This is a genomic window from Niastella caeni, from assembly GCF_004834005.1.
GTDB lineage: Bacteria > Bacteroidota > Bacteroidia > Chitinophagales > Chitinophagaceae > Niastella > Niastella caeni.
The window spans coordinates 75,647-88,339 of sequence record NZ_STFF01000007.1; the positions used below are offsets into that span (position 1 = coordinate 75,647).

The 12,693-nt window shown below is 42.4% G+C and carries 8 protein-coding genes; 1 reads left to right on the forward strand and 7 read right to left on the reverse strand.

What is annotated here, in order from left to right:
- Positions 1–44: 44 nt before the first annotated feature.
- Entirely contained in the window at positions 45–5,531 is a 5,487-nt protein-coding gene (locus FAM09_RS22550; RefSeq protein WP_136579425.1) for an AAA domain-containing protein, read from the forward strand.
- A 55-nt stretch (positions 5,532–5,586) separates the two neighbouring features.
- On the opposite strand, the gene FAM09_RS22555 is transcribed toward FAM09_RS22550, so the two are convergent.
- The 7 genes from FAM09_RS22555 to FAM09_RS22585 form a co-directional block, all read right to left on the reverse strand.
- Complete coding sequence (locus FAM09_RS22555) at positions 5,587–6,687, reverse strand: PAS domain-containing sensor histidine kinase (RefSeq protein WP_166437244.1); 1,101 nt, start codon at positions 6,685–6,687, stop codon at positions 5,587–5,589.
- 489 nt (positions 6,688–7,176) lie between these two features.
- Entirely contained in the window at positions 7,177–7,677 is a 501-nt protein-coding gene (locus tag FAM09_RS22560) for a DUF4251 domain-containing protein (protein ID WP_136579427.1), read from the reverse strand.
- A 93-nt stretch (positions 7,678–7,770) separates the two neighbouring features.
- Entirely contained in the window at positions 7,771–8,490 is a 720-nt protein-coding gene (locus tag FAM09_RS22565) for a DUF3307 domain-containing protein (protein WP_136579428.1), read from the reverse strand.
- A gap of 159 nt (positions 8,491–8,649) precedes the next feature.
- A complete protein-coding gene (locus FAM09_RS22570; protein ID WP_136579429.1) occupies positions 8,650–9,279 on the reverse strand; it encodes a hypothetical protein in 630 nt (209 codons plus the stop codon).
- A gap of 301 nt (positions 9,280–9,580) precedes the next feature.
- Positions 9,581–10,906, reverse strand: coding sequence for an adenosylhomocysteinase (gene ahcY, locus FAM09_RS22575; RefSeq protein ID WP_136579430.1), 1,326 nt, complete (start codon positions 10,904–10,906; stop codon positions 9,581–9,583).
- An 88-nt stretch (positions 10,907–10,994) separates the two neighbouring features.
- Entirely contained in the window at positions 10,995–11,411 is a 417-nt protein-coding gene (locus FAM09_RS22580) for an RrF2 family transcriptional regulator (protein ID WP_136579431.1), read from the reverse strand.
- Between the two features lie 273 nt (positions 11,412–11,684).
- Complete coding sequence (locus tag FAM09_RS22585) at positions 11,685–12,338, reverse strand: response regulator transcription factor (protein WP_166437245.1); 654 nt, start codon at positions 12,336–12,338, stop codon at positions 11,685–11,687.
- Positions 12,339–12,693 lie beyond the last annotated feature (355 nt).

Below are 12,693 nucleotides of genomic sequence, written 5' to 3' on the forward strand. Positions count from 1 at the left end.
CCCATTTTCAAATTTTTAAATTATTTAAATTTCAAATTGTTTTTATGTCAATACAGGTTCAATCATTCAGGCAATTTCTGAAAACGGCTTTTAATAATGGAGACTATGCTACAGATGATGTAATTGCATTTGTGCTGCCTTTGTGTAAAGAAGTGATCGGCTTTCATGAAGCCGGGCTGGTAGCTCCATTTGAGAATGAACATGCACTGTTCATCTCAGACAACCGGCTGGACGTTGATGAAAGAGCGGCCCACAAACCCATGAATGCTATTGGGAAAGTAATTGCCTTGTTTGAAAAAAATAAAGCCCGTCATTTTGAGGTGATGGGCAATGCAAGGCCTGATATTGATATAGATGACAGCGCACTGTCAGTAGAGAACGTACATATACATTTGAATGGTAATGAAACTTTATCGTTCCCTGCGTTTATTCCTGGTTACAGATGTTTTGAAATGACCCTGGGCCACCATGATGAGCTGACCGATATTTTTTGCCTTGGTTGCGTATTGGGCAGTATGGCATTGGGTCTGAATTTGTTTGAAGAGAAAGACCTGGCCTTATTTGCAAAATACCGCAGCAATCCTATACTATATAATCATCGCATTCATCCTACCATTAGTGCGCTGATTGCAGAAATGACGGAGTTGAGCAGGCAAAAGCGTGTGCAGGACCTGTATGATATTGTAAACCGCTTACAACACTACCGGGACTATGATGCAGAAAAGCAAACCGATCTGAGTAATATTGCCGGTTGGATCAATAAATCTTTAACCAACCGGAACCAGCTTATATTAAACAAGTTGCGCAACCGGTTATTCGATACCAGCAGGCGTAACCGCTTGTTATATTATAAACCGAATATGCGGTTTGTAAATTTAACAGTAAGCAGCGTGCCCATGGTGCTGCATTACCAAAGCATTCGTCCTGAATTATTATTTACCTGGAATAAAGAAATTTCTGACCGCGTAATTGGGATGAAAGAAATTGTGCTGAACAAATACCTGCGGTTTGAAGATCATTTGTATTTACCTTCTTCTCTCGATAAAATACGAATTGAAGCACAACGCGACATCCAGGAATACGGCTTTAGCCAGTTGAAGCTGGTTATTGTGTATTTGAACTGGCATAACCTGAAAGAGGACCCCGATGAACGCATTCAAAGTCCTTTGTTATTGGTGCCAGCCGAAATAAAAAAGAACAAAAAATTAAAAGAAGATCATTTCGTATTAAAGATAACTGATAACGTGGCTGAAGTAAATCCGGTTTTGGCCAGTTATCTGAAAGAATTATATGGTATTGAATTGCCCGATTTTGTAGACCTGGATGAAATGACGCCCGAGCAATTCTATCAACTGCTGAAAAGCCAGATTGATGCCGCCAACCAGGGGATCGTGCTGAATTATATTCAAAAACCCCGCATCAGGCTGGTGCACAATGTAGCCAAGCAAACTGTAACTAATTTTAAAAAACGGTTACAACGTACCGGCAAGCAGTTGAGCAATTACAAAGATGTTGGGTACAGCTATCAGCAAGAGCAATACAAACCGTTGGGGCTTGAAATATTCAAGCAACGGGTTGAGCCGAAGCGTGGTTTCCTGGAGTCTTTAGGCCATGAAGACGCCAGGATTACCCCTTCGCAATTGACGGAAAGCGTTCCCGACAAAAGAAGGCCGTTGTTTGAGCTTTCAGAAAGCGAGGGCAATCCCTATAGCTGGGATTTTGATATGTGTAACATTGTATTGGGCAATTTCAATTATAAGAAAATGAGCCTGGTGCGGGATTACAATTTTGTGATCGATAACCAGGTCCCCAATGAGGTGTTTGAGCAATTGTTCAGCAGCAAGCCCAAGCCAACCAGCGCAACAACACAAAACTGGAATAGCACGGATGACTGGTATCATGTTATTACAGCAGATCCTACACAAACAAAAGCTATATTAAAAAGCAGGGATAAAGAAAGTTATATCATCCAGGGACCTCCGGGTACGGGTAAAAGCCAAACGATCACCAACCTCATTGCCGATTTTGCCGCCCGTGGTCATAGTATCTTGTTTGTTTGCGAAAAGCGGGCAGCGCTGGATGTAGTGTATCATCGCCTGAAGCAACAGGGGCTCGATGAGTTATGTTGTTACATTCACGACAGCCTGGGCGACAAAAAAGAGTTTATCAGGAACCTGAAAGAGACCTATGAAGACTTTACCAAAAATAAAATGGACCTGGAAAGGATCCAGTTGAGCCGGGAAGCATTATTAAAACAAACCAATGAGCAGCTGGAACTGTTGAAACAGTTTCACGCTACGCATACTGCAATTCCTGAGCAGGCGGGGATCGAATTCAGGAAATTGCTGGAACGGGTGGTGGAATTGAAAGATCACCTGGTAACCCGCTCGGTACGGGAAGTGGATGCATTACCGCATTATAAGGAATGGCTGGAATTTGGCAACGTTATTCAGCAGTTGAGCAATGCGCTTGAAGAAACAGGTGCAGAACCAACATTTGCAGAACATCCCTTCAGTAAAATAAATGAGAACATTTTCAACAACGAAAATCCGCATGTAGTATTAGAAAACCTGTTAACGCACAGCCGTAATTTGCTCACGGATATTACCTCGGTAGTGAAAGAGAATAATATTCCGCCTGAGCATACCAACCGGTTGGAGCAGATTAAAAATTTAGTGCAGGTTGCTATTGTTTTAAACCCGCTGGCTGAAACGGATAATCTGCCTCTGGTAGATGAAGGGAATGAATCGGCCCGGAAATTCGATAAAGGCGTTCATTTGTACAAACAGCAGCAACAGCATTATGAACAGATCCGCGAACGGAACAAGAACTGGAAAACCAGGCTGAGTGAACAGGATATGCTGGCTGCCATTCCATTGGCTGCCAAGTATGAACAATCTTTCTTAAACTTCCTGAATAGTAAATGGAACCGGCTTAAAAATAAGATCGATGAATGTTATGATTTTTCGCAACATGCGGTACATCCCGGTTATGTGACTGTATTGCAGCAACTGAAAGAAGAATACGATGCTGCCAATATGGTGGCTATGGAAAGACATTTTCTACAGCAGCAATATAAAGTTGATAACGTTGATCTGACCCATTTAAGCATCGAACGAATCAGGGCCAGAAAGGATGATAAAGAAATAGATTATTTACTGCATCATGCGGAGGCAAACCAATTGGTAATGCGGTTGAGCAAGTTAAATCACAACATGCAAAAACTGCAATCACAGTTACAGCAGTGTTTAAACGAGTACGATACAAAACCGGTAAACGACATTTACGACGAGTTGGAAAGCATAAGCATGAACGCAGAAAGCCTGCGTGATCTGTTACCCGCTTTGCGTGAATATTCTGAGTTGCCCGAATCGGTGAAAGATGTGTTGAGAAAAGTACCGGTTACGCCGTTACAGGCAGAAGCCGGCATGGCGAATAAAACGCTATCGCACATTTACCAGTACAACAAAGTATTTGCCAATACCGATATGCATGCAATCGAAAAAGCGGTTCGGCAAATACAGCATTGTTACAAACAATTGCTGAAAGTAAATGCCGATTACATCCGGGCTGCGGTAAGGCAACGGTTCCTGAATAATGTTGAATTAAGCAATATAGCCAGCAGCCAGTTATCGCCGGAGCAACGGGAATTTAAAAAGAATTATACGGAGGGCCGGAAGATCCTGGAAAACGAATTCAATAAAAGCATTCGGTTCAAGAGTATCCGCGAACTGTCGGCCAAAGAAAGCGGATTTGTTTTGAAAGACCTCAAATCGGTTTGGCTCATGAGCCCGTTAAGTGTAAGTGACAGCTTGCCGGTAGATATTGGATTTTTTGATGTGGTGATCTTCGATGAAGCCAGTCAGATCACGCTCGAAGAGGGTATTCCGGCATTGTATCGCGCCAAACAAACGATCATCGTTGGCGATGATAAACAAATGCCGCCTACCAATTTCTTTACCGTGCGAACTGAAGATCCTGATGACCTGGAGGTATATAATGACGAAAATGAGGATGAATTATTAAGTAACGATGCAGACAGCCTGTTGGTGCAGGGCGCCAGAAAGTTGAATAATGTAATGTTGGGGTGGCATTACAGAAGCCGCTTTGAAACGTTGATCAGCTTTAGTAATCACGCTTTTTATGAAGCGAACCTGCTCACCATTCCCGACAAAACCATTCATCATACCGAAAAGAAATCAATTGAAATAACCAAGCCGCAGGAAGCAGTTAAACATGCCGATGCATTATTTGACCGCAGTATCAGTTTCCATTTTCTGCCCAATAGTGTATACGAGAAGCGTATAAATACCGACGAAGCAGATTATATAGCACACCTGGTGAAAACATTGCTTCAACGGAAAATAAAAGAAAGCATAGGGATTGTTGCATTCAGCCAGGAACAACAGGAAGCTATTGAAAATGCATTGACCAATCTGGCTTCCAAAGACAAAGATTTTGAGCAGCAGTTGGAAGATGCCTGGAGCCGCACGGAAGAGGACCAGTTCACCGGCTTGTTTGTAAAGAACCTTGAGAATGTACAGGGCGATGAGCGCGACATTATAATTATGAGCGTATGCTACGGATTCGACTCCCGCAGAAAGATGATCATGAATTTTGGGCCCATTAACAAGAAAGGTGGCGAGAAAAGATTGAATGTAATTTTTAGCCGCGCTAAAAAGCATATGGCGGTGGTGAGCAGCATCCGGCATAATCACATTACCAATGAGTATAATGAAGGCGCCAATTATTTTAAACGCTTTTTACAGTATTCAGAACTGGTAAGTTGCGGCGATATGAAATCGGCCCGTACCATATTAGATAGCCTGGTGCTGCATAAAAAGGATAGATCGAGGTCAAAAGGAGATAACATTATTCTGCAACAGATCAGGGAACAGCTTGAAAAGAAAGGATATGAAGTAGCGGAACAGGTAGGGCAATCTGATTTTAAATGTTCGCTGGCGGTAAAAGCCAGGCCAGGTGATACCACCTATAGCCTGAGTATTTTGCTGGATGATGACCGGCATTACAAGAATGAAAACCTGTTGGAGCAATATTATCAGCGTCCGGCCATTTTGCAAACGTTTAACTGGCGTACCATTAATGTGTTTGCAAAAGACTGGTTAAGCCAACCCGATAAAGTGCTGGAACAAATAATAAAACGATTGCACCAGGAGCCAGGGCAGGAGGACGAGAAAGTTACGGAAGCTGTGGTTACAAACGAACCGGCAAATGCAGCCGGGCAACCGGAAAGCGTAACGAGTATTCCTGCTGTTAAAACTGAAACGCCAGCGGCAGCCACTCCTTATGATCATTTAACGTTTCACCGGCTTATTAATGCCGAGGGGGAAACCAGCCGGTTCTGGGAAGCAGCGCTTGATGGTTGTAAATTGATCGTGCGTTATGGAAGAGTGGGTACAAAAGGACAGGTGCACGTAAAGACCTTTGGCAAAGAAACTACGGCCCAACTGGAAAAGGATAAGTTGATCAAAGAGAAAGCCAATAAGGGATACAAAGCAACATGGCTTTAAGAGCGGAGATCCAAAGGGTGGAGCCTGTATTCCTTTTTTATTTCTTATTAATTTTTCATTCCTCATTTTTTAAGGGAATGGAAACTTCCAGCCGGCATCCTTTACCGGGTGCCGAAATAATTCGAACTGAGCCGTTATAGGTTTCAACGCGGTTCAGAATGTTAGTAATACCTACACCGTTGCGTGACTGGCTTGGGTTAAAGCCTATGCCATTGTCTTCAATGCAAAGGACCACGGATGCATTTGTATTGTGTAGCTTTATTATTGCTTTTGGGGCCTTTGCATGCCGGATGATGTTGGTTAGCTGTTCCTGTATAATACGATATAAGGTCTCTTTAATATTGTCAGGAATAAGCGTTTCATTCAACCCGTGCGTATCCAGGTAAACAGGTTGTTGCTGCAGGATATTGTCGATCGTTTTTTGTATTTCTGTTTGCAGACTCGTTTCTGCAAACCTTGGCAAAACCAGCCGGTGCGACAGGTTACGAATTTCGCGGATAACTTCTTCAATATTCTCTTTGCATCTTTCAATCGTGTTCTTTTCCTCGTCATAATTTTCAAGGCTATATTCAAGCTGCAATTTTACAGCGGCCAGTATCTGGTTAATGTTGTCGTGTAATTCTCTTCCCAGTTCATTTCTTTCATTCTCCTGGGTTTTTATCATTAACTGGTTAATTACTTTCTGTTGTTCTAATTTGTTTTTACGTACAGCTTCATTGGTTATTTCTTCGGCAGTAATGTCTTTCAATGTGGCTATAAGACCAACCGGCCTATTTTTTTCATCCCTGGCAAAAGTAACTGTCGATAAAAGGTGGAATTGCTGCTTATCTTTTCTGGTAAAAACAACCTTACCCTGCCAGCTACCTGTTTGTTGTAAGATCTGCAAAGCGGCTTCCGGGGAATCGTTGATGTATTCGTATTGTATAACCTCCATGAAAGGACTGCCTGCCACATCTTTCGACCTGATGCCAAAAACCTGTTCTGCTTTCTTGTTGATGTAAACGATGCGCAGGTCCATATCAGTAAAGATCACGGCATCGCTGATATGGTCGAGCAATACGCTGTTTTGTACATGCATTGTATTGCTATTGGTTTTGGTATTAACCTGGCGGAATTGAAGCGCGATGTTTGGCTTTTTAGGGTAGTAGTAATTCATAGTCATGCAGTTTGTTTGGTGCATAGGGATTTTGAGATTTTACGAAATATACTTTTAGGACCAGGTAAGTGTGTACATGTAAATTTAACGTGGGAATGCGTATTTATAATATGACATTGCTCATATAGATGACTGATTATGAGAAGAAGTTGTTTTGGATCAATTGCCACATAAGGATCTCTGTTATCTTTTTTACTTCATCATTCAATTAGGGATATACGAAGTGGTAGAACTAGTGGAAATACGGGAGGGTTGTTAAGTGTTTGCCTGTACGCATCCGGTCTGTTAAAAACGACCTGCATCAAACAAAAGTATTCAATTATCGCTTTTAAGCAGTAATTGCATGATCTCAATCAATTGAAATTGATCAAAAACAATTTTTGGGTTTTCCTCTTGCTTTAAATCAAGTGTTATTAGTAAGTACAAACTCTTAAAAACAACAAAAGCTCCAGGCGGAGCTTTTGTTGTTTTTATGTCGGGTGAAAAATCTCAATTATTCTTCGGGATAACATACCCATTAAAAGAAATAGGCTGCCGGTTGTAACTGGTAACAATAACATTGGCGGTGCCATTATCGAAAATGTTCAATGTAAGTTGTCGCGGGTCCTGCAGGTCTTTCGGGGTGATGATCACATCCCATCCGCCTTTCTTTCTATTGGTAACCGAATATTGAAAATCTGTTGAGGTGAACCGAAGCGGACCTTCGACAGGATTCAACGGTGCTGTATAGGCACGGCCAAAATAAGGTAAATCGCTGACGATCGTATCTTTCGATACCCGCAAATCAAAATCAGTTGTTAGTTGCCGGCTACTTCCTGACGCCGGTAATGCGGTTTGGGCTTTGAAAACATAATTCCTGGCTTCTACGATCTCTTTTATCTGGGCGGTCTTTTTGGCCTTTTTATGTTGCGCCAGCCCCGCTCCGGGAAATAACGTAACGGGTATTACCAACAGTAACAGTAGGTTTCTGTTTATTACTTCATTTTTCATAAAACACACTGTTTTGTTCTATATAAAGAACGCCAGGGTGTTATAAATTGTTTGTTAAAATCGAATACAGAAGCAGGGAAGGGTAGAACCGGCTTATATAAAGCTTCTTATGATAAGCCCGATCATTATTGAAAAAGAGAAGCTCATTAATGTTCCAATTAAAATATACTCAGCTTCTTTACGGGCTTCATTTCCTTTAATATCGTTAAATCGAAGGATCGACTTGGCGGCAATTAAAAAACCGATGCCTTCAAAATGGCTGCTGATAACGAAGGTAAATACCAGGATGCGTTCAAAAATACCAATCCATTTTCCGGCTTCATTCAGGCTTACAGATGAGCGCACGCTGTTTTCCTCCGCTTCGCGACGCCATTTTTGGGTAGCGCTGGCCATTAATAATGATAACGGAAAGGTAACCAGCAAATATCCAACACCAATAGCCCATGCTTTTTGGCTATGCATTACCGATACCCAGTTTTGGGGCAACCAACCTGCCGGCGCTACAAATAAACACCATAAAACAAACAGCGTAAGAATATGAGCAACCTGGTCTATAATAAAGTAAACCGCCTTTTCGGGTTGATTTAGTTTCCACAGGTCAATAACGTAGTGCGTGAACATAACCAGCAGAGGAATGATCCATAAGTCCCAGCGGGGTGCAAACAGGTAAACGAGTATACCATGGATTGCGCAGTGCAGATAAAGCATCCAGGAGCGGGCTTTCAATCGTTGCTTATGGCGCACCATAGAGCGTGTTTGTAATATAAAATCGCCCAGGAGGTGGGCGAAGAGCCATTGAAATAAGGTTACCATAGTTAAAATGCTTAAGGCCGCTTTAGGCTTAACGCTACAACCGTACCGGCTTTCTTTGCCTTCTGCTGCATTCTCGGTGTTTCAGTAAAGTAAAGCCGGCAAAAAAATTTTGAGTTGGCGTTAAGCGTTTCGCGTTGAGCGTTCGGCCTTAAATATAAATTAAACCGTTGGGATAACCGATTCAAAACGGGTGAGAATTTTATTAACAACCGACCAGCCTGCACCCTGAAGGCGATAGTATACCGCCGGTTGTTTAATTTTTAATTTTTGGGCTATGGCATCCTGGGTAAGGTCTTGTAGTTGCAGGTAAATAGCTTCGGCCTGTTGAATTGACCAGTGTTGAATAAGATAATCGAGTGAAGAACTATGCACCTGCCATTCGCTGGTAAATTCTTCGTTGCCGGCAATGCTGATCAATTCCCCGCTTTTTACGAGTGTATCGAGGTAGGGGCCAGATGCCTGGAAAGCCGACCCATCGGAAGTGATCACCTGTTTGCTTCTAAAGCTTATTTCTCCCACTCCAATGGCCAGCCGCATTTTAAATGCATACTGTATTAAATAACTGTGTAATAAAAGGGTTATTCGCAATGCTGCTAAACGATTGCTGGTAAGTATCGCCTGTATGCTGTCGCCGCGATATTGCTCTACTTCAAGATCGGGCCATTTCTGAACCGACTCGTAAATAAATATATCGAGTACATGTTGCAGCTTTTTACGGGCTCCCGGTTTCAAATAAGATGAGCCGACTACATCTCCACTGATTACTATAGCTTTTTTTTCCGCAGCCATAACCCTGACCTGATTTTTACAAATATAAGCCTATAGCCTTATAAATACAAATTATAAGCCTATAGACTTATATTTAGCAATTATAAGCCTGTAGGCTTATAATATAGGATTATAAGTTTAAGGGCTTATACTGTGTTATATAAGTTCTTAATCTTATAATTGGCTGTAAGCCAGGCATATGTAAAGTATTACCCGTTGTATTGTATGGTAAAACAAAAACCCTCCGTTCCTGATAGCTATCAGAACGGAGGGTTTTTTATATGCGAATGTAAACGCTTGCTGAAATTCTATACAGGTGAAATTAATACCTGTAGTGTTCCGGCTTGAACGGTCCTTCTTTGGGTATGCCCAGGTAAGAAGCCTGTTCATTGGTGAGTTCATCCAACTGCACACCAATTTTTTTCAGGTGCAGGCGGGCAACTTTCTCATCCAGGTGTTTAGGCAGAACGTATACTTTATTTTCGTAATTCTTGTGATTTGTCCACAGTTCCAATTGCGCCAGCGTTTGGTTGGTAAATGAGTTACTCATTACAAAGCTGGGGTGACCTGTAGCGCAACCGAGGTTCACTAAGCGGCCTTCTGCCAGCAAAATGATCTCTTTACCATCTATGCTATACAAATCAACCTGAGGTTTAATGGTGTCTTTGGTATTTCCGTAATTATTGTTCAACCAGGCTACATCAATTTCAATATCAAAGTGGCCGATGTTACAAACAATGGCTTTATCTTTCATCGCCTTGAAATGGGCGCCGGTGATCAGGTCGCGGCAACCGGAAGCGGTAACGATAATATCGGCTTCTTTCACAGCGTCGATCATCTTCTTAACTTCAAAGCCATCCATAGCCGCCTGTAAAGCGCATATAGGATCTATTTCGGTAACAATAACTCTACAACCTGCACCAGCCAGTGAAGCTGCAGAACCTTTACCTACGTCGCCATAACCGCCAACGACAGCCACTTTACCAGCCAGCATTACATCGGTAGCGCGGCGAATGGCATCAACCAGGCTTTCTTTACAACCGTATTTATTATCAAATTTCGATTTGGTAACTGAATCGTTTACATTGAAGGCCGGGATAGGCAAAGTGCCTTTGGCCATTCTTTCGTAAAGACGGTGAACACCGGTAGTGGTTTCTTCGCTCAAACCACGGATATGTTGAACCAGTTCAGGGTATTTATCAAACACAATGTTGGTAAGGTCGCCACCGTCATCGAGGATCATATTCAGCGGACGGTCAGCGCCACCAAAGAACAATGTTTGTTCAATACACCAGTCAGCTTCTTCAATAGTTTGGCCTTTCCAGGCATATACGCCAATACCGGCAGCAGCAATAGCAGCAGCGGCATGATCTTGCGTTGAGAAGATGTTGCAGGAGCTCCATTTAACCTCGGCGCCTAATGCTACCAGGGTTTCAATGAGCACCGCAGTTTGAATGGTCATATGCAAACAACCGGCAACGCGGGCGCCTTTTAAAGGTTGTGAAGGACCATACTCAGCACGTAACGCCATTAAACCCGGCATTTCAGCTTCTGCAAGGCGAATCTCTTTACGACCCCATTCTGCAAGGCTAATATCTTTTACCTTATAGGGAAGTGAAAAATCAATGTTTTTAGTGATAGTAGACATATCTGTTTGAATGTTTATTTTCGGCGGCAAAGCTACAATATATGAATGAAACTCACGGCAATTGTGAAATTGAGTGATAGTGAAGCGGTTATACCGTCTTTTTGGTAAGGTCGGCTACCGTTTTCTTTTCCAGGATGCGCAGGTTGGCATCCCGTACCAGCACCATCATATCATGTAACCCGCACTGCTTTTCGTCGCAGTTCTTACAGCGCTCGTAAAAGTACAGGCTTACGCAGGGCAACATGGCAATAGGGCCATCTATCAGGCGAACAATTTTGGCCAGGGAAACCTCCTTCGGCGATGCTTTAAAGAAGTAGCCACCGCCTTTTCCCTTTTTACTGTCTAGTATGCCGGCTTTTTTTAGCTCCAGCAGGATGTTCTCCAGGAACTTCAGGGGGATGCGTTTCTTTTTGGAAATTTCAGCAATGAGAATGGGTTCATTTTCTTTTTTGTCAGCCATGTACATCAAGGCCTTAAAGGCATACTGGGCTTTCTTGGATAGCATGTATTTTCAGTTTAAAACACGAAAATGGCCCTTCGGCCTACCTGCGGGTAGGCAGGCTTAGCTCAGGGCTATAAGGCCGTAAGATAAAATAATTTATTTATCATCCGCTATCTTAAATGGAAGGCAGAGCGCTTAAGGAAAAACGCCAAATGCTGAACCCGGAAGGCGGAACGCAAAACGCTTTATGCCGAAATAAAAGCCAGCCAGCCTGCTGCGGCAGTCGTAAAACGCAGAAACCGGCTTTAGGCTTTAAGCCTTGAGCGTTAAGCATTCTCATCTAATGTTTACCAGCTTATGTTCATAGGCATATTTAATAAGCCCGATAACGCTATTGGTTTTGGTTTTGCGGAAAATGTTCTTGCGGTGGGTTTCAACAGTGCGTTCGCTGATGAACAATCTTTCAGCGATCTGTTTATTACTGTATTCCTGCTCTATGAGGCGGATCACTTCCAGTTCCCGTTCGGTAAGGTGGCTGGTTTCGGGCGTTACTTTTCTGAGACGAACAGCAGGAGTCGGTTTTTCCTTCAACGATTTATCGTTTGTGTAAATGTGCTCTATCATGTTTTCGAGTTCTTTGGTTAATGTATGTTTATCTGTGTTTTTTAAAATATAGCCGGTTAATGTACCTTCTTCAATCATTGTGTTTACAATGTTGTTCTGCCCTTTTTCGAACAGGGCAACCATTTTTACCCGGGGAAACAGCTCTTTTACCTGGTTGGCCAGTTCATGACCGTTCCTGTATAACATGGTTATATCGGCAAATAGTATGTCTACAGGCGTACAGGCCATCTGACGAAGTAATTCCTGGGGGTTGGTAGTAATAATAACGGCTTTGAAATATTCATGTTTGTGTAGCATCGACAGTACTCCGTCGATAACCGTCTGGTGATCTTCTGCAATAGCCATTCGAATCTTTTTTCGTTTCATGTTTGGCAGGTTAAACATTCAGCCGATAATGGTTATATGGCTTCATTTTCACACGCAGACTTTTCTACCCCAGGCCCTTATATATAATTATATCAAATCTTCTGCCACTGCCGCAAACAGGGTCATGAATAGAAGTAACAGGAATAAAAGCAGTTGAAACGGATTGTATAGAGGGATAATCGAATGTTGTTTTTCCAAATCCAGCAATGTGTACTGAAGCAGGATAGGTATATACAAGGCAAGGATGATCCGGTTTGAGACAGTTCATGCAGGCAGTAGTTTGGTAAATCTTACCTAAAATTTACCAAATTACCCGCCAGAAAAGAACAATTAATATAAAAATTGAGGAATATCA

What these genes read in the sequence shown, in the direction of transcription:
- FAM09_RS22570 (WP_136579429.1), bottom strand. Translation starts at nt 9,279, where the DNA reads ATGGCTGCGGAAAAAAAAGCTATAGTAATCAGTGGAGATGTAGTCGGC.
- FAM09_RS22580 (WP_136579431.1), bottom strand. Translation starts at nt 11,411, where the DNA reads ATGCTATCCAAGAAAGCCCAGTATGCCTTTAAGGCCTTGATGTACATG.
- FAM09_RS22555 (WP_166437244.1), bottom strand. Translation starts at nt 6,687, where the DNA reads ATGAATTACTACTACCCTAAAAAGCCAAACATCGCGCTTCAATTCCGC.
- FAM09_RS22560 (WP_136579427.1), bottom strand. Translation starts at nt 7,677, where the DNA reads ATGAAAAATGAAGTAATAAACAGAAACCTACTGTTACTGTTGGTAATA.
- ahcY (WP_136579430.1), bottom strand. Translation starts at nt 10,906, where the DNA reads ATGTCTACTATCACTAAAAACATTGATTTTTCACTTCCCTATAAGGTA.
- FAM09_RS22585 (WP_166437245.1), bottom strand. Translation starts at nt 12,338, where the DNA reads ATGAAACGAAAAAAGATTCGAATGGCTATTGCAGAAGATCACCAGACG.
- FAM09_RS22550 (WP_136579425.1), top strand. Translation starts at nt 45, where the DNA reads ATGTCAATACAGGTTCAATCATTCAGGCAATTTCTGAAAACGGCTTTT.
- FAM09_RS22565 (WP_136579428.1), bottom strand. Translation starts at nt 8,490, where the DNA reads ATGGTAACCTTATTTCAATGGCTCTTCGCCCACCTCCTGGGCGATTTT.